This window comes from Streptomyces poonensis, assembly GCF_014650915.1.
GTDB lineage: Bacteria > Actinomycetota > Actinomycetes > Streptomycetales > Streptomycetaceae > Streptomyces > Streptomyces poonensis.
The window spans coordinates 422,908-440,332 of sequence record NZ_BMVW01000003.1 but is presented as its reverse complement, the minus strand read 5'-3'; the positions used below and the strand labels follow the sequence as shown (position 1 = coordinate 440,332).

17 protein-coding genes are annotated in these 17,425 nt (G+C 72.2%); 13 read left to right on the top strand and 4 right to left on the bottom strand.

Going from position 1 to position 17,425, the window contains the following annotated elements:
• Positions 1 to 244: 244 nt before the first annotated feature.
• A complete protein-coding gene (locus IE242_RS11950) occupies positions 245 to 1,117 on the bottom strand; it encodes a LysR substrate-binding domain-containing protein (RefSeq protein WP_189858188.1) in 873 nt (290 codons plus the stop codon).
• Positions 1,118 to 1,430: 313 nt separating this feature from the next.
• On the opposite strand from IE242_RS11950, the gene IE242_RS11945 reads away from it, so the two are divergent.
• On the top strand, positions 1,431 to 2,471 hold the full coding sequence (locus IE242_RS11945; protein ID WP_229858823.1) for a bile acid:sodium symporter family protein: 1,041 nt from the start codon (positions 1,431 to 1,433) through the stop codon (positions 2,469 to 2,471).
• Between the two features lie 98 nt (positions 2,472 to 2,569).
• Here IE242_RS11945 and IE242_RS11940 read toward each other — a convergent pair whose 3' ends face one another.
• On the bottom strand, positions 2,570 to 4,474 hold the full coding sequence (locus IE242_RS11940; protein ID WP_373299507.1) for a sialidase family protein: 1,905 nt from the start codon (positions 4,472 to 4,474) through the stop codon (positions 2,570 to 2,572).
• Positions 4,475 to 4,729: 255 nt separating this feature from the next.
• On the opposite strand from IE242_RS11940, the gene IE242_RS11935 reads away from it, so the two are divergent.
• Complete coding sequence (locus IE242_RS11935; protein WP_189858184.1) at positions 4,730 to 5,278, top strand: isochorismatase family protein; 549 nt, start codon at positions 4,730 to 4,732, stop codon at positions 5,276 to 5,278.
• Between the two features lie 142 nt (positions 5,279 to 5,420).
• Here IE242_RS11935 and fdhD read toward each other — a convergent pair whose 3' ends face one another.
• Positions 5,421 to 6,284: a formate dehydrogenase accessory sulfurtransferase FdhD gene (fdhD, locus tag IE242_RS11930; RefSeq protein WP_189858182.1), complete on the bottom strand. Its 864-nt coding sequence runs from the start codon at positions 6,282 to 6,284 to the stop codon at positions 5,421 to 5,423.
• 198 nt (positions 6,285 to 6,482) lie between these two features.
• Entirely contained in the window at positions 6,483 to 7,454 is a 972-nt protein-coding gene (locus IE242_RS11925; RefSeq protein ID WP_189858180.1) for a 2-dehydropantoate 2-reductase, read from the bottom strand.
• 463 nt (positions 7,455 to 7,917) lie between these two features.
• Here IE242_RS11925 and IE242_RS11920 point away from each other — a divergent pair, with 463 nt between their 5' ends.
• The 11 genes from IE242_RS11920 to IE242_RS11875 all read left to right on the top strand — a co-directional run bounded on the left by IE242_RS11920 (position 7,918) and on the right by IE242_RS11875 (position 17,360).
• Positions 7,918 to 8,640, top strand: a complete 723-nt coding sequence (locus IE242_RS11920; RefSeq protein WP_229858817.1) for a cupin domain-containing protein — start codon at positions 7,918 to 7,920, stop codon at positions 8,638 to 8,640.
• A gap of 68 nt (positions 8,641 to 8,708) precedes the next feature.
• A complete protein-coding gene (locus IE242_RS11915) occupies positions 8,709 to 9,263 on the top strand; it encodes a DJ-1/PfpI family protein (protein ID WP_189858176.1) in 555 nt (184 codons plus the stop codon).
• Positions 9,263 to 10,012: a haloacid dehalogenase-like hydrolase gene (locus IE242_RS11910; protein WP_189858174.1), complete on the top strand. Its 750-nt coding sequence runs from the start codon at positions 9,263 to 9,265 to the stop codon at positions 10,010 to 10,012. Before IE242_RS11915 ends, IE242_RS11910 begins: the two co-directional genes overlap by 1 nt.
• Positions 10,013 to 10,072: 60 nt before the next feature.
• Positions 10,073 to 11,305 carry an MFS transporter gene (locus tag IE242_RS11905; RefSeq protein WP_189858172.1) on the top strand — a complete coding sequence of 411 codons (1,233 nt, stop codon included), beginning with the start codon at positions 10,073 to 10,075 and terminating at the stop codon, positions 11,303 to 11,305.
• Positions 11,302 to 11,982, top strand: a complete 681-nt coding sequence (locus IE242_RS11900; protein ID WP_189858170.1) for a type 1 glutamine amidotransferase domain-containing protein — start codon at positions 11,302 to 11,304, stop codon at positions 11,980 to 11,982. Before IE242_RS11905 ends, IE242_RS11900 begins: the two co-directional genes overlap by 4 nt.
• A gap of 107 nt (positions 11,983 to 12,089) precedes the next feature.
• Entirely contained in the window at positions 12,090 to 12,767 is a 678-nt protein-coding gene (locus IE242_RS11895; RefSeq protein WP_189858169.1) for a type 1 glutamine amidotransferase domain-containing protein, read from the top strand.
• A 131-nt stretch (positions 12,768 to 12,898) separates the two neighbouring features.
• Positions 12,899 to 13,801 carry a LysR family transcriptional regulator gene (locus IE242_RS11890; RefSeq protein WP_189858167.1) on the top strand — a complete coding sequence of 301 codons (903 nt, stop codon included), beginning with the start codon at positions 12,899 to 12,901 and terminating at the stop codon, positions 13,799 to 13,801.
• A 186-nt stretch (positions 13,802 to 13,987) separates the two neighbouring features.
• On the top strand, positions 13,988 to 15,316 hold the full coding sequence (locus tag IE242_RS11885; RefSeq protein WP_189858165.1) for an OFA family MFS transporter: 1,329 nt from the start codon (positions 13,988 to 13,990) through the stop codon (positions 15,314 to 15,316).
• Complete coding sequence (locus IE242_RS38580) at positions 15,288 to 15,419, top strand: MFS transporter small subunit (protein ID WP_268249447.1); 132 nt, start codon at positions 15,288 to 15,290, stop codon at positions 15,417 to 15,419. The genes IE242_RS11885 and IE242_RS38580 overlap by 29 nt, the downstream gene beginning before the upstream one ends.
• 152 nt (positions 15,420 to 15,571) lie before the next feature.
• Entirely contained in the window at positions 15,572 to 16,510 is a 939-nt protein-coding gene (locus tag IE242_RS11880; protein WP_189858163.1) for a beta-ketoacyl-ACP synthase III, read from the top strand.
• 172 nt (positions 16,511 to 16,682) lie between these two features.
• Entirely contained in the window at positions 16,683 to 17,360 is a 678-nt protein-coding gene (locus IE242_RS11875) for a GntR family transcriptional regulator (RefSeq protein ID WP_189858161.1), read from the top strand.
• Positions 17,361 to 17,425: the final 65 nt, after the last annotated feature.

Below are 17,425 nucleotides of genomic sequence, written 5' to 3'. Positions count from 1 at the left end.
GAACTCGCGCGATCGCGGTTTGCGCGATCCCGGCTCGTGGACCCCCGGCTCATGCGATCTCGGCTCATGCGATTCCGGCTCATGCGATCCCGGCTCGTGCAATCCCGCTCCTCGTGGCGCTGGCGTCGGCACTGGTCACAGGGCGGTGATTATGACGCGGGAGTAAGGTCCGGCGCCGCGATCTCCATGGAATCTGTACGGCCCGGGCACTGTCCGCACCTCTGCGGACAGCGCCCGGCGGTGATCAGCCGGCCCGTCCCCGGTGCAGCCGGTCCCCGCCGGCCAGGATCGCCGCGGCCAGCGCGTCCGCGGGCCCCTGCGCGCTGGGGCGCCGGCGGCCGTGGACGAGGACGAAGTCCACCTCGCCCAGCTCGGGCAGACCCGCCCGGTCGGGCACCCGGACCAGGCCCGGGGGCACCAGCCCGCGGGAGTGCGCCATCACGCCCAGCCCGGCACGGGCCGCCGCGACCAGCCCGCTGAGGCTGCCGCTCGTGCACGCCACCCGCCAGGCGCGGCCCTCGCGCTCCAGCGCCTCCAGGGCCAGCGCGCGGGTGATGCCCGGCGGCGGGTAGACGATCAGCGGCACCGGCCGGTCCGGATCGAGCCGCAGCCGCTCCGCGCCGATCCACACCAGCCGGTCGTGCCAGACGAGCTCGCCCCGCGGATCCTCGGGCCGCCGTTTCGCCAGCACCAGGTCGAGCGCGCCCGCCGCCAGCATCTCGTGCAGCGTCCCCGACAGCTCCACCGTCAGCTCCAGGTCCACCTCGGGGTGGTCGCTGCGGAAACGCTCCAGGATCTCCGGCAGCCGGGTCAGCACGAAGTCCTCCGAGGCACCGAAACGCAGCCGGCCGCGCAGCCGGGTACCCGTGAAGAACACGGTCGCCTGCTCGTGCACCTCCAGGATCCGGCGCGCGAACCCGAGCATCACCTCGCCGTCCTCCGTCAGCTCCACGGAGTGGGTGTCCCGGGAGAACAGCTGCCGCCCGGTGGCGTCCTCCAGACGCCGCACATGCTGGCTGACCGTCGACTGACGCAGCCCGAGCCGGCGGGCGGCCTGCGTGAAGCTCAGCGTCTGGGCGACCGCCAGGAAGGTCCGCAGATGAGAGGGGTCGTACACGCGGCACAGGCTACTCGGTCATCGCGCTGCGCGATGACAGTCAGAGCGGTATACCGGATTCCCGATCAGTATGAACGGGAGGACGATGGAGAGGGCACGATCCGGCTCCCGGCCGGATCCGCGGGCTCGGGCCGGACTCCGGTCCGCGGTCCGGGCTCCGATGTCCGGGCTCCGGGCTCCGATGTCCGGGCTCCGGCGTCCCGGGCGGTCCCCGAAATGCGGCCCCCGGACCCGGACCATGGCCCTTCGGGCCCGACCCTGACCTCCGGGCACGCCCCGTCCCCGGAGCGCCGACGAGAGCAAGTGGAGCACCGTGAAGCGCCTGCAGTGGCCGAGTTGGATGCCGATCGACCCGTACATCCTGTTGTTGCTCGGGACGGTGGGGCTCGCGGCCCTCCTCCCGGCCCGGGGTACGGCCGCGGACGTCGCCTCCGGGGCGTCCACGGCGGCGATCGCGTTCCTGTTCTTCCTCTACGGGGCCCGGCTCTCCACCCGCGAGGCGCTCGACGGGCTCAAGCACTGGCGGCTCCACGTCACCGTCCTCGCCTGCACCTTCGTCGTGTTTCCGCTGCTGGGTCTCGCCGCGCGCGGGCTGGAGCCGGTGTTCCTGACGCACTCCCTCTACACCGGGCTGCTGTTCTGCACCCTCGTGCCGTCGACCATCCAGTCGTCGATCGCCTTCACCTCCATCGCGCGCGGCAACGTGCCCGCCGCGATCTGCGCGGGCTCCTTCTCCTCGCTCGCCGGCATCGTGATCACCCCGCTGCTCGCGGCGACCCTCCTCGGCTCCAGCGCGGGTGGCTTCTCCGCCGACTCGATCCTCGAGATCGTGCTGCAGCTGCTGGTGCCGTTCGTCGCGGGACAGGTCCTGCGCCGCTGGATCGGCTCCTTCGTCGTCCGGCACAAGAAGGTGCTCGGGCTCTTCGACCGCGGGTCGATACTCCTCGTCGTCTACGTCGCGTTCAGCGAGGGCATGGTGCGGGGCATCTGGTCGCAGGTCAGCCCCGTACGCCTGGCGGGACTGCTCGCGGTCGAGGCGGTGCTGCTCGCCGTGATGCTCACGCTGACCTGGTACGGGGCGAAGGCGCTGCGGTTCGGCCGGGCGGACCGGATCGCGATCCAGTTCGCGGGGTCCAAGAAGTCCCTGGCCGCCGGGCTGCCCATGGCGAGCGTGCTGTTCGGCGCCGAGGCGTCCCTCGCCGTGCTGCCGCTGATGCTGTTCCACCAGATGCAGCTCATGGTGTGCGCCGTCATCGCCAAGCGCCGCTCCCGCGACCCGCTGGAACCGGACGTCACCCGGGGGCGGGACGCGGCGGCACGCAGCGCGGTCGGTACGGGGACACGTTCCGGCTGAGGCTCCGCCGGGCACCACAGGCAACCCGTGCACCGGGCGACCGCCACCGCCCTCCCGGCCGGCCGGGAGGGCGGTGAGCAGCATGGCCACGAGCGATGTCAGCGGCCCCCGGTCACCCGGTCCATGGGCAGCCACAGGACCGTCCCGCGGTCCGGCGCTCCGGCCCGGTGCCGGTCCCGGGCGTGCAGCGCGGCCACCTCCTCGTCGCCGAGCGCCCGGTCGTCGACCCGTACCTCGTCGATCGCGCCGGTGAAGTGCGCCCGGCCGTCGAGCCGCTGCCCGACGTGCGCGCCGAAGGGGGAGTTGCGGCTCACCGACCCCGGTACGTCCTCCGTGTCGGCCGCCGGTGTCCCGTCGACGAACAGCGTCAGGTGCCCTCCGCCCCGCCGCAGCGCGAGATGGTGCCACTCACCGTCGTCGTACGCGCCGGTCGTCCGCAGCGAGAGGCTGCGAGGCGGCGCCGCCCCGTCCCGGACCGTGATCAGCGCCCGGATCCGGTCCTCCGCGGGTTCCCCCCGCACCCACACCTGCGGCTGCGTCGACCCGCTCCCGCCCATCCACAGCAGGGGCTGCTCCCCGGTGCCGGCCGAGTACCGGAACCACAGCGACGCCGTGAACCCCCCGTCGCCCAGCGCGAGCCGGGACCGGTACGGCAGCCGTACGGCGTCGTCGGCGCCGTCGAACGCGAGGGCACCGCCCCGCACGCCCGCCGTCTCCCGGGCACCGCCGAGGACCGCGGCGGGCCGGGCGCCCGGCGCCCGGTCCGGGGTCGTCGGGTCGGGGCCGCGGCGCGGTCCCAGCCGGCCCTCGGTGAAGCGCGCGAAGCGGATCTCGTCCCGGGCGTCCACGGTGCCGCCCTCGTACAGCAGCCCCACGGTGTCCCCGCCGATGTGCACCAGGTCCGAGTAACCGGCCCAGTCCCGCGTCACCGTCGCGCCGCGGTCCACGCCGTCCCAGGTGCGCCCGCCGTCGTACGAGGAGCGCACCATCATGGTCCGGCGGCGGTCCGGGTCGGCCGGGCCGGCCAGCAGCAGCCGCTTCCCGAGGCTCAGCACGGAGCCCTGCACCTGCGGCATGTACAGGTCCGGCACGGTGCTGAAGGGCGCGGTGAAGCTGTCGCCGCCGTCCTCGCTGACGGCCTGTGTGCGATGGCCGGGATCGGTGCCGTCCTGCTCGCGCCCGCTGACGAGGACCGTCCCGTCGGCGCGCTCGGCGAGCGTCAGTTCGGACGGTTTCTGGCGGAACATGCCGTCCGGCGCTGCGCGCCACGAGTCCGTCGCGCCGATCCGCCAGCTGTCCCCGCCGTCGTCGCTGACGGCGAGCGCGGCGTGGTTGGCGGTGACCCGGCCGCCGTCCCACGTCTCGGCGTTGACCCCGAGGACCAGCCGGCCGGCGCGCCTGCCGCGGGTGAGCTGGATGCCGTGCACCGGCCCGGTGGCGTACCAGGAGTTCCAGTCCTCCGGGAGGATGTCCCCGCTCAGATCGCGCGGCTCGGACCAGGTGAGACCGTCGTCGTCGCTGTACCGGAGGTGCGGGACGCGGTCACAGGGCACCGTGCAGTTCGCGCTGTCCGTACGGCCCGTGTTGTACGTCTCCGCCAGCAGGATGCGGCCGGTCGCGCGGTCCACGACCGGGGCCGGGTTGCCGTGGGTGTCGCCCGCGCCCTCGTCGACGACCTGGAGCGGGCCCCAGGTGCGGCCGCCGTCGGTGGAGCGCTTGACGACGACATCGGTGTCGGCGGCGTCCCCGCAGTTGAGCACCCGCCCCTCGGCGAAGGCCAGCAGCGTGCCCTCGACGGTCCGTACGACGGCCGGGATACGGAAGCAGGCGTAGCCGGGGTCCTGGGAGGCCTTGAACAGCACCTGCTCCTCGAACCCCCCGGCCGGGGCCCCGGCGCCGGCCGCGTGACCCGGTGCGGAGAGCAGCCCGGCGGCCGTGGCGAGGACAGCGGTGAACACGCCGGCGAGGGCCGGTCCGAAACGTGCGCGGTGACGTGCCGGCAAGACGCGGTCCGCCCTTCGTGCGAAGCGGTGGAGACGAACAGGGCCGAAAAACAGGACATCGGACATACCGTGTCCGATGTGCGGTCACAGACGGTACGGGCAGCGCATACACCCCACAAGGACCCTGTACGGCCATGTCGTTCACGAAACGGTCAGATCATCGGGCCCGGCCGGAAGTGGCCGGGTACGAGCAGTTCACGGGCTGGTCGACCCGGATTTCCGGTACGGACGGCCCACGCGGGCTAACGTTCCGTCATGACCGCACCCGACACGGACACCGAACCCCGCCTGGCGCTCGACCCCGCGCGCACCGCTCTCGTGCTCGTCGACCTGATGGACCGCATCGTCGGGCTGCCCCTGGAACCCCGCAAGGGCACGGACGTGCTGCTCGCCGCGGAGGAGCTGGCGCGGGTCTTCCGCGCGGCGGGCGCCCTGGTCGTGCTGATCCGCGTCGAACGGTCCGGCGCCGTGGAGCAGCCGCCAGGCAGCGGCCTGGTCGCGGGCCTCGCGGCCGACGGCGACCTGGAGATCGTGAAGCGGACCATCGGCGGTTTCCAGGGCACCGGACTCGACGAGCGGCTGCGTGAGCGCGGCATCACCACGCTCGTCCTCGGCGGCATCGCCACCAACCTCGGCGTCGAGTCCACCGCCCGCGCCGCCGGCGACCTCGGCTACGACCTGGTCTTCGTCGAGCCGGCGATGTCCGCGTTCACGGCCGCGGAGCACGAGGCCTCGGTACGGCTGGATTTCCCGCGGCTGGGGACCGTGGTGGGGGTGGGGGACGTGCGCTTCACGGCGGCGTGAGGCGGATCCGGCGGTTTTTTCCGCGGTGGTTCCCGGCCTTCCCGCAGCGGTTCCCGGCCTCCCCGCAGTGAAGCGGGGCCCCTACGGCGCAGGGGGCGCTCCCCGCCGGTCGGGGCCCCGCCGCCGTGCCGCGGGGAGCCGGTCAGCCCTGGGCGGCCGCGGCCCGCAGGGCGATGCGGTGCTCACCCGCGTACACGTTCATCGAGGCGCCCCGCAGGAAGCCCACCAGGGTCAGGCCCGTCTCGGCCGCCAGGTCCACCGCCAGGGACGACGGGGCCGACACCGCGGCCAGCACCGGGATACCCGCCATCACGGCCTTCTGGGCGAGCTCGAAGGAGGCGCGGCCCGACACCAGCAGGATCGTCCGGGACAGCGGCAGCGCGCCGCTCTGCAGGGCGCGCCCGACCAGCTTGTCGACCGCGTTGTGGCGGCCCACGTCCTCGCGCACGTCGAGGAGTTCGCCGTCCTCGGAGAACAGGGCCGCCGCGTGCAGGCCCCCGGTCCGGTCGAAGACCCGCTGGGAGGCGCGCAGCCGGTCGGGGAGGCCGGAGAGCAGCCCGGGGTCCAGCCGGACCGGGGGAGCCGTACCGCCGCACGTGTCGTCGACGGCCCAGCGCGCGGTCGTGCGCACCGCGTCCAGGCTCGCCTTGCCGCACAGGCCGCAGGACGAGGTGGTGTACACGTTGCGTTCCAGGGTGATGTCCGGGACGGCGACGTCGGGTGCGGTCGTCACGTCCACCACGTTGTAGGTGTTCGAGCCGTCGGCCGTGGCCCCCGCGCAGTAGACGATGTTGCGCAGCTCCTCCGCTCCGCCCAGCACCCCCTCGCTCACCAGGAAGCCCGCCGCCAGCGCGAAGTCGTCGCCCGGGGTGCGCATGGTGATCGCGAGCGGCTTGCCGTTGAGCCGGATCTCCAGCGGTTCCTCCGCGACGAGCGTGTCCGGGCGGCTGGAGACGGCGCCGTCCCGGATGCGGATCACCTTGCGTCGTTCCGTGACTCGTCCCATGTCCCGATCAGCCCCGGTTCCTTGCGCGCTGCGGCCGAAACGGCCCTTGCCCTTGTTCGTGAGGATCGCCGCGGGTCACCGGGCCGCACCGCGCGGCCCGGTGACCCGCGCCGTCTCATTGTCCTGCACACGCACGGCGGAGCCGCGGCCCGTACCGAGGTCCCCGCCCAGGTCCCGGTACCCCGCCTCCGCCGGGCCTCACGCCGCGCTCCGCAGGGCCAGCAGGTCCGAGAGGGCGTGGACGGTGCGCAGGGTGGGCACCTCCACGCCGGTGATCTCCGCCAGCTCGACGACGGCCGCGAGGAGTACGTCGAGTTCGAGCGGCTTGCCGCGCTCCAGGTCCTGGAGCGTGGAGGTGCGGTGGTCGCCGACGCGTTCGGCGCCCGCGAGCCGGCGCTCGACGGACACGCCGACCTCGCAGCCGAGCGCCTCGGCGACGGCGAGCGTCTCGGTCATCATGATCTCGATGACCCGGCGGGTCCCGCCGTGCAGGCACATCTGCCGCATGGTCGCCCGGGCCAGCGCGCTGATCGGATTGAACGAGATGTTGCCGAGCAGCTTGAGCCAGATGTCGTTGCGCAGGTCCGGCTCGACCGGGCACTTCAGGCCGCCCGCCTTCATGGCCTCGCCGAACTCCAGACAGCGCGCCGAGACCGTACGGTCCGGTTCGCCGACGGAGAAGCGGGTGCCCTCGAGGTGGCGTACGACTCCCGGGTCGGCCAGCTCGGTCGCCGCGTACACGACACAGCCGACGGCCCGTTCGGGCGCGAGCACCGCACTGACCGCGCCGTCCGGGTCCACGCTCTCGAGCCGGTGCCCGTCATGGGGCCCGCCGTGCCGGTGGAAGTACCACCAGGGGATGCCGTTCTGGGCGGCGACCACGGCCGTGGTGCCGTGCAGCAGCGGCTCGATCAGCGGCCCGCACGCCGCGTACGAGTTCGCCTTCAGCCCCAGGAAGACATAGTCGACCGGGCCGATCTCGGCCGGGTCGTCGGTGGCATGGGCGTGCGCGGTGAAGTCACCGCGCGGGCTCAGCACCCGTACTCCGTGCCGCCTCATGGCCGCGAGATGCGGTCCACGGGCGATGAGATGCACATCGGCGCCGGCGCGGTGCAGTGCTGCGCCCGCGTAGGCGCCGATCGCACCGGCGCCCAGAACTGCGACTTTCATGTGAGGGAGCTCCGTTCGGTCGAGGGTGTACCGAGGAACTGCCGAACTATTGTCGACGAAATACTGTGTACAGTATGGCGGTTGGGCCAGCAAGGCTTCGTGCGGTGCCCCGACGGCGCGCCGCGGCCACCAGGAGCGCCGGGTGACCGCGTCCGCCCTCGCGCGCCGGCCGTGTCCTGGGAGGGCCGGGGGCGTCCGGGCGGTGTGCACGTCACCCACACCGGTCGACAAGGCCCCCTTCCCTTCCCTTTCATGCAATTGAGCAAGCTTTAAAAGCGAAGTACTCAACCGGAGGTTCCCGGTCCTCGCATGAGGCAATTTATGCCCCTCCAAGAATTTTTAATTTGATGCTCCTCAGTGTCGCCTGGTTAAGTTGTCGGGAAGCACAGACGGCTAGGCACCGGGGGGGCTCATGACCGTCATGTACGAAGCCGGGACCGGAAGCGGAACCGGCATTGTTCGTATGGACGCCGGGAAGGCCGACATCGCGCAACTCAAGAAGCTGGTACGCCGCGGATCACGGGCGCGGAACGAGGAGTTCGACGACGACGCGCATCTGGACCGCATCATCCCCAAGCCGTGGGGCTATGAGTACCGGGCGTACGTCGACGACTTCTTCGACCTGTGGTCGCTGCACATCGACACCCCGCACAGCACGTCGGTCCACGTGCACCCCAGGAAGCTGACGTATCTCCTGTGCCTCGGGGGGCGGGGTGTCACCACAGGACTGGACCGGCAGGACATCCCGATCGAGGCGGGTGCGGTCCTGCGCATCGCGCGGGGCACGTTCCACGGGACGCGGAACACGGGGGACGACCCGCTGGAACTCATCGAGGTCGAGGTGCCGAGGAACAAGTTCGACCTCATGCGACTGCAGGACGACTACAACCGCGCCGGCACGGCGTACGAGTCGGAATCGGTGGAGCATCCGCGGAACACCATGCGAGCCGTTCCGTCCCTGCCGAACACACGAATGCGCAGGCGCAGCCCGGACCGGCGGTTCCGGTTCGAGCTGCGGACCGGAATGGACATTTTCTACCGGCGGCGCACGGAAGACCTCTTCCACATTCCGCTGTGCGTCTCGGGCGTGGTGCAGTCCGACGTCGAGATTCTCACCGGTCACCCGGCCGAAACCCGGCACCCGCGAACGGACGAGCAGTATCTGACCGTCAGCCGGACTCGCTGATATCCGCGTCACGCGTCCCATGACGCGTCACGCGCGAAGAGCCGCAACACAAATGGGGGGAACGACGTATGTCTCGTAACGCAGTCATCATCACCGGTCCCGGCTTCCAGGACCACGACGTCGTCTTCACGTACTACCGGCTGCTCGAGGAGGGCTGGAACGTCGACGTGGCGACGAAGAACGCCGACCCGGTCACCGGCAAGTACGGTGTCCCGCTGCCGATGGACAAGACCGCCCGCCCGCTGATCTCCTTCGAGGATCTGGCCGTCGAGGACTACGACGTCGTCGTCCTCACCGGCGGGCACGAGGCTCCGGACCGCGTCCGCCAGGACCGCGACGTGCTGGACTTCGTCGCGGGCATGGACAAGGCCGGCAAGGTCGTCGCGGGCCTGTGCCACGGCCCCTGGATCATGGTCAGCGCCGGTGTCCTCAAGGGCCGGAAGGCGTGCGCGTACATCGGTCTGCGGGACGATGTGATCAACGCGGGCGCGGACGTGGTGGACAGCGACGTCATCGTCGACGGCAACATCATCACCTGCTCCTACTACGGCTACATGGGCGCGTTCATGCGAGCGGTCTTCGCGACCGCCGCGCAGCTCAGCGGTGAGAAGCAGGCTGCCTGATGGCACGGACGGGGGAGGTGCTGGCGGTCGACTTCGACGGAGTCGTCGCCGACGCGCTGCAGGAGTGCGCGCTCGTCACCTGGCTCGGCGGACGGGGGCCGCAGGCCTCCGTCCCCGGGGCCGAGCAGCTGAAACGCGTACCGGGCGAGTTCGTCGAGCGGTTCCGCCACATCCGGAACTACGCGCGGCTGCTGGACCATTTCGTGGTGGCGCACCTGCCCGGAGCCGACGAGGTCGACTCGCAGGCCGCGTTCGACGCCCTGTTCTCCGGCCTGGAGCCGGAGTACGTCCGTCACTTCACCGCGGCGGCCACCGCGGCGCGGGAGCGGCTGCGGACCGGGGAGCCGGACTTCTGGCTCGGCCTGCACACCCTCTACCCGGGCATGGCCGACCTGCTGCGCCGGCGCAGCGGCCGCGTGGTGGTCGTCACCGCCAAGGACGAGGCCTCGGTACGGGCGATCCTGGCCCGGCACGGCCTCGAACACACCGTGCGTGAGGTGTTCGGGGAGTGCGGGGACAAGGCCGGGGCGGTGCTGGACGTCAGCGCGCGGTGGGGAGTGCCGGTCGGGCACATCACCTTCATCGACGACAACCTCGCCAACGTGCGCAAGGTCGCCGGGACCGGCGCCCGCGTCCGGTGGGCGCTGTGGGGATACGCGACGCCCGAGCACCGGGCAGAGGCGGACCGGTACGCGGTGCCCGCGCTGCACCTCTCCGAGGTGCGTCACCTCGCCTCCGTGGCCGTGTGACCGGACGGACCGCCGGGCCCTTCGCCCGCCCGTGGCGAAGACTTCGAGCAGGAGATCCACATGGACACCGCACAGTCCGTCGTGTCCCCGTCCGGCGGGGTGAAGCCGAGGACGGGGTTCACCGCGCAGCTCGCCGTCCTGGTGGCGATGGCGTTCGCGATCCCCGCACAGCTGTATCTGGCGATCCCGGTGGCGGGCGGCATCCAGCAGGCGTTCGGGGTGAGCGCGGGAGCCGCGGCCTGGACGGGCAGCGCGTTCTCGCTGGCGTACGCCGTCGGCTTCCTGGTGTTCGGGCCGCTGTCGGACCGGGTGGGGCGGCGGCCGGTGCTGGCGTTCGGCACGCTGGCGACGGCGCTCGCGACCGGGGCGGTGGCGATCAGCCCGGACTTCGGCTGGTTCCTGGCCTTCCGGGTGGTGCAGGGCCTGGCCGCGGCCTCCTTCGCGCCGGTGGCACTGGCCTATGTGGCGGAGCACGCGCCGGTGGCGCGACGCGCGGTGGCGCTGTCGTTCCTCACCACCGGCCTGCTGGGCGCGGGGCTGGCCGGGCAGGTCTTCGGGCAGGCGGTCGCCGACCGGTGGCGCCTGGCGTTCTGGCCGGCGGCCCTGGTCTACGCGGCCGCGGCGACGGCCTTCTGGCTGCTGCTGTCACCCGCAGGCGGCCGCTCGTCCACCGCCGCGCGCGGTGTGGCCGTGGCGATGGTCGGACTGCTGCGGAACCGGGGCGTCGCGGCGGTGTTCGCGTCGGCGCTCACGGTGTTCGGAAGCTTCGTCGCGCTGTACGCGGCGCTGAACGCGCATCTCCGGTCGACGGCCGGATACGACGCGGCCGACCTGCTGGGCGTGCAGGCACTGGGCGCCCTCGGCCTGGTCACCGGCCCGGTGGTGAACCGGATCGCGGGGGCCCGCGGGCCGCGCCCGCTGACGGTGGCGGGATTCGTCACGGCGTCGGCGGGACTGCTGCTGGCGCAGGTCACGGCGGTGCCCGCGGTCCTGCTGGCCGGAACCGTGGTGTTCGTCGGCGGGATCAGCCTCGTCGTACCGGGGCTCGTGGGGCTGCTGCACCGGCTCGCCCCGGATGCCACGGGCGCGGCGGTCTCGTTCAACACGTTCGTGCTCTTCGTGGGGGCGTCCCTGGGGCAACTGGCGGCCGCGCACACCGGCTACCGGACGGTGCCGGCCGTGGCGGCGGCCCTGACGCTGGCGGCGGCCTGCGGGGTGGCGGCCTTCGCCCGGCCGGCCGCCGAACGGCGTCCCCGGGGAGCGTCCGCGGAGACGGCGGAGGAGGCTGCATGACGCGCGTCCTCTTCGTCCTCACCAGCCACGGTGAACTCGGCGACAGCGGACGGCCCACCGGCTTCCACCTCGGTGAGACGGCCGAACCCTGGCGGATCCTCCGGGACGCGGGCCACGAGGTCGACCTCGTCTCCGTCCGGGGCGGGCGGCCGCCGATGACCGGGTACGACGCCGGCCGCCCCGACCACGACGATTTCCTGAAGGACCCGGAGGGCAGCCGGCTCCTGGACCGCGCGCGGACGCCGGAGGAAGCGGACCCGGACGACTACGGCGCCGTGTACTTCGTCGGCGGCCACGGCGCCATGTGGGACTTCCGCGGGCATCCGGCCCTGGACCGCCTCACCCGCCGGATCCACGCCTCCGGCGGGGTGGTGGCCGCCATCTGCCACGGACCGGCGGCACTCGTCGACGTACGTCTGCCGGACGGGCGTCATCTGGTGGCGGGCCGGGACCTCACCTCGTTCGCCGACGCGCACGACGAGGCGCGCGGCCTGGACGGCCTGCTGCCCTTCCCGCTCCAGCGCACGCTGGAGGAGCGCGGCGCCGTGTACAGCAGTGCGCCCGACAGGACGCCGCACGTGGTGGTCAGCGGCCGGCTGGTCACCGGGCAGAACCCGGCGTCGGCCCGCCGACTGGGCGAGCGGCTCGTCGCACTCCTCGCCGCGGGACCCGTATGACCGTGACCGTCGCACACCGCCGCCCGACCGGCCGTCCCTCCGTTCCTTCACCCGTTCCTTCACCCGTTCATTCGTCCGTTCTTTCATCCGTTCCGAGGGAGCGCATCATGCCGAAGAAGGTTCTGTTCGCCCTCACCAGCCACGGCGAGCTGGGTGACACCGGCCGCACGACCGGCTTCTACGTCCCGGAGGTCGCCCACCCGGCGGCCGTGTTCCGCGCGGCGGGCTACGACATCGACTTCGTGTCCGTACAGGGCGGCGCGCCCCCGCAGGACGGCGTCGACCCGGACGACGAGGTCGTCACCGGATTCCTCGCGGACCCCGCCACCCGGGCCGCCCTGAGGACGACGCCCACCGCGGCCGACGTCAGCGCCGAGGACTACGCCGTCATGTTCTACGCGGGCGGCCACGGTGCCATGTGGGACTTCCCCGGCAATGCCGAACTGGCCGCTCTGGCCGCCGCCGTCTACGAGCGCGGCGGTGTCGTGGCGGCCGTCTGCCACGGTCCGGCCGGCCTGGTCGACATCAGGCTCAGCGACGGCTCCCACCTCGTCGACGGCAAACAGGTCGCGTGCTTCACCAACGAGGAGGAGGCGGCCGTCGGCTGCGGCGACGTCGTGCCCTTCCTGCTGGAGAGCAAGCTCGTGGAGCGGGGCGCCCGGCACACCGGGACGGCGCCCTTCGCCGAGCACGCCGTCGCCGACCGGCGCCTCGTCACCGGACAGAACCCGGCGTCCGCCGTCAAGGTCGCCGAACTGGCCCTCGCCGAACTCAAGGAGGCCTGAGGCCGGTTCTCGCCGGAGTCCCCCGCTCCCCTGGACCTTGATCCCCCGTGGAGACCCCGCGATGGCAGAGTAATGCTCGCCCATGTCCGTTTTGCCCTTGGCGGCCGGACGGGTTCCTACGGGGGTACTCCATGACGATTCAACTGGGTTGGCTGCGCACGTTCGTCACCGTCTACCGTCTCGGGTCGTTCACCAAAGCGGCCCAGGCCCTGCGACTCTCCCAGCCGGCCGTCACCCACCAGGTGCGCAATCTGGAGAAGGAACTGGGGCGGCTGCTCTTCGAACGGCTGCCGCGGGGTGTGCAGCCCACTCCCGCCGCCGACGCCCTCATCCGCGAGGTGCAGGGTCCCATCGACAGCCTGGCCGGCGCCGTCGAGCGCTCCTTCGGGGACCGGCAGGCGGGCAGGCCCGTCCACCTGGGCGGGCCCGTCGAACTCATGACCAGTCGCGTCATCCCCGCCGTCAGCGATCTCGTCGCCGAGGGGCTGAAGCTCCGGATGTCCTTCGGGCACGCGAACGACCTCCTCGCCATCCTGCTGGACCGGCGGGTCGACCTGGTCCTGTCCACCGTACGTCCGCGCGTGCGGGGCATCGCCGCCACACCGCTCGTCGACGAGGAGTACGTCCTCCTCGCCTCGGAGGAACTGTCCCGGTCCATCCCCCGTGACCGGCTCGCGGAGGACGGTCCGGCGGTGCTGGAGAAATATCCGCTGATCAGCTATGCCGAGGTGCTGCCCATCATCCGGCGCTACTGGATCGCCGTCTTCGGTACCCGGCCCACCGTGGAGCCCACCCTCGTCGTACCCGACCTGAGAGGCGCGCTCGCCGCTGTGAAGTCGTCGGCCGGGATCTCCGTCCTGCCGACGTACCTGTGTGTGGAGGAGCTGGCGGCGGGCGAGGTCGTCCCGCTCCTCGAACCCGAGGTCCCGCCCATCAACACCTTCTACCTCCTCGTTCGCCAGGGCGAACTGTCCCGGCCGAACCTTGCGCTCCTGCACGGGCACCTGCTGGCGAAGGCACAGCTGTGGACATGAGCGAGGAGGAGGAAGAGGACGCCGCCCGGTCCGTCGCCGAGGCGCTCGGCTCCTGCCGTTCGCCGTCCCGGAACGACCGTTCACCGTGCCCCGGGGACCGTTCACCGCATACGGCCGACCATTCGGGAACGTGTTCGGGAACGGTCTCTTCCCAACCGGGCGGCCGCATTCCTATCGTCCGGGATCATGAGTCCCCCTGTAGCGCCGCCCGGCTGGAGCCGCTGGCTCGTCCCGCCCGCGGCCCTGTCGGTGCACCTCTCCATCGGACAGGCCTACGCCTGGTCCGTGTTCAAGCCGGCCCTGGAGTCAGCCCTCGGCCTCACCGGCACCCAGAGCGCCCTGCCCTTCCAGCTCGCCATCGTGATGCTCGGCCTGTCCGCCGCGTTCGGCGGCACGCTCGTCGAGCGCAACGGGCCGCGCTGGGCGATGACGGTGTCCCTGGTCTGCTTCTCCTCGGGCTTCCTGCTGTCCGCGCTCGGCGCCCGGACCGAGCAGTACTGGCTGGTCGTCCTCGGCTACGGCTTCGTCGGCGGCATCGGCCTCGGCATCGGTTACATCTCGCCCGTCTCCACGCTCATGAAGTGGTTCCCGGACCGGCCCGGCATGGCCACCGGCATCGCCATCATGGGGTTCGGCGGCGGTGCGCTGATCGCCTCCCCGTGGTCGGCGCGGATGCTGGAGTCCTTCGGCACCGACAGCACCGGTATCGCGCAGGCGTTCCTCGTGCACGGGCTGGCGTACGCCGCCTTCATGGCGCTGGGAGTGCTGCTGGTGCGGGTGCCGCGTGCCCCGGAGTCCGCCGGCGGCGGCCCGGCACCGCTGAGCGGGGTGCGGGTCTCCGCGAACAGCGCTCTGCGCACCCCGCAGTTCTGGTGCCTGTGGGTCGTGCTCTGCATGAACGTGACCGCCGGGATCGGCATCCTGGAGAAGGCCGCCCCGATGATCCAGGACTTCTTCGCGGACACCTCGGCGCCGGTCTCCGTCTCGGCGGCCGCCGGGTTCGTCGCGCTGCTCTCGGCCGCCAACATGGCCGGCCGCATCGGCTGGTCCTCGACCTCCGACCTGATCGGGCGCAAGAACATGTACCGCGTCTACCTGGGCGTGGGCGCGCTGATGTACGCGCTCATCGCCCTGGCCGGGGACTCCTCCAAGCCGCTGTTCGTCGTCTGCGCGCTGGTGATCCTCTCCTTCTACGGAGGCGGCTTCGCGACCGCCCCCGCGTATCTGAAGGACCTGTTCGGCACCTATCAGGTCGGCGCCATCCACGGTCGGCTGCTCACCGCCTGGTCCACCGCCGGCGTCCTCGGACCACTGATCGTCAACTGGATCGCGGACCGGCAGGAGGCGGCGGGCAAGCACGGTGCCGCCCTCTACGGCCTGTCCATGTGGATCATGATCGGGCTGCTGGCCGTGGGCTTCGTGGCCAACGAGCTCGTCCGTCCCGTCCACCCCCGTCACCACGTCCCCGCCCCGAGGGAGGCCGGCCTTGACGCCGAACGCCAGCAGTCCGCCTAGCCGCCGGGGCCTGATCGTCCTCTCGTGGCTGTGGGTGGCCGTACCGCTCGGCTACGGACTGTACGAACTCGTGCGGAAGGCGACCCAGCTGTTCACCGGCTGACGGCGCCGCCCGGACTCTTCGGGCGTCCGAGGGTCTGACCGAAGCCCACAACCCGGGCGCCTCATTCCTGTCTCTCCGCGCGCCCTGCTACCCGTCGGTCACTGATGAGACTGGGGAATCCCGCTACCCACCCAGGCAACGAGGGGATCCCCATGAACGGCTCGCGTATCATTGCCGTCGGCCACTGCCAGCCCGCCAAGGTTCTCACCAACGAGGACCTGGCGGGGATGGTCGACACCAGCGACGAGTGGATCAGAAGCCGGGTGGGCATCCGTACGCGCCACATCGCCGGCCCCGACGAGCCGGTCGACGAACTCGCCGCCCACGCCGCCGCCAAGGCCCTCGCCGCCGCGGGCCTCGCTCCCGATGCCGTCGACCTGGTCGTGGTCGCCACCTCCACCGCGACCCACCGCTCCCCGAACACCGCCGCACGGGTCGCCGCGCGCCTGGGCATCCCCTCCCCGGCCGTCATGGACGTCAACGTCGTGTGCGCCGGCTTCACCCACGCCCTCGCCACCGCCGACCACGCCGTCCGCGCGGGCGCCGCCGGCCGGGCCCTGGTCATCGGCGCCGAGAAGATGTCCGACGTCACCGACTGGAGCGACCGCTCCACCTGTGTCCTCGTGGGCGACGGAGCGGGGGCCGCCGTCGTCGAGGGCTGCGCCGAACCCGGCATCGGACCCGTCCTGTGGGGATCGGTGCCCGGGATGAGCCACGCGGTACGGATCGAGGGAACGCCCCCGCGGTTCGCGCAGGAGGGGCAGGCCGTCTACCGCTGGGCGACCACCCGGCTGCCGGCCATCGCCCGTGAGACGTGCGAGCGCGCCGGGTTCGCCCCCGAGGACCTCGCCGGGGTCGTCCTGCACCAGGCCAACCTGCGGATCATCGAGCCCCTCGCGGAACGGATCGGCGCGGTGAACGCCGTGGTGGCCCGCGATGTCGTCGACTCCGGCAACACCTCCGCCGCGAGCATCCCGCTGGCGTTCTCCAAACTGGTCGAGCGCGGCGAGATCACGAGCGGTGACCCCGTGCTGCTGTTCGGCTTCGGCGGAAACCTGTCGTACGGGGGGCAGGTCGTCCGCTGCCCCTGAACACCCCTGCGTCAGGGCCGGGTTCGGCGCACGGCCGGATTTCGGAGCGCGGCCGGATTTCGGTGTGAGAGTCGGGTTTCGGCGCGATTGCGCACCGTAGACTGTAGACGAAAGACAATCCATACTGGCTTGGCCGGTCACCGCGCTGCCGCTGCCCTGGAGGGGGACCGCGATGTTGTCGACAGGACTGCCGCAGGGAGCCGTGCCCCGGCTCGAACGTCCCGGCCCGCTGCGCGACCGCGTCTACGAGGCCCTGCTCGAACTCATCACCACGCGTGCCCTCCAGCCCGGCCAGCACCTGGTCGAGAGCGAACTCGCGGGCCATCTCGGGGTCTCCCGGCAGCCGGTGCGCGAGGCGCTGCAGCGGCTGAACACCGAGGGCTGGGTCGATCTGCGGCCCGCGCAGGGCGCGTTCGTGCACGAGCCGACCGAGGAGGAGGCCGACCAGCTCCTCACGGTGCGCACCCTGCTGGAGGCCGAGGCGGCCCGGCTCGCCGCCGCGAACGCGGGCACGGCGGGCATCACGGCCCTGGAGGAGCTGTGCGCCGAGGGTGAGCGCGCGGTCGCCGGGGACGACGTGGACGGTGCGGTCGCCCTGAACGCCCGCTTCCACGCCAAGGTCATGGAACTGGCGGGCAACGCGGTCCTCGCCGAGCTCGCGGGCCAGGTCGACCGGCGGGTCCGCTGGTACTACACGCCGGTCGCCCGGCAGCGCGGCCGGCAGTCCTGGATCGAGCACCGTGAACTGATCGCGGCGATCTCGGCCCGCGACGAGCAGCGCGCCACCGAGGTGATGCGCGCCCACACGGAGTACACGCGGCGGACGTACCACGCGCGGTCGCGCTCCTAGTCCCCGGCGCGCAGGACGAAGAAGGCAGGACGCAGAAGGCAGGACGCAGAAGTGCCGAGCGGCTC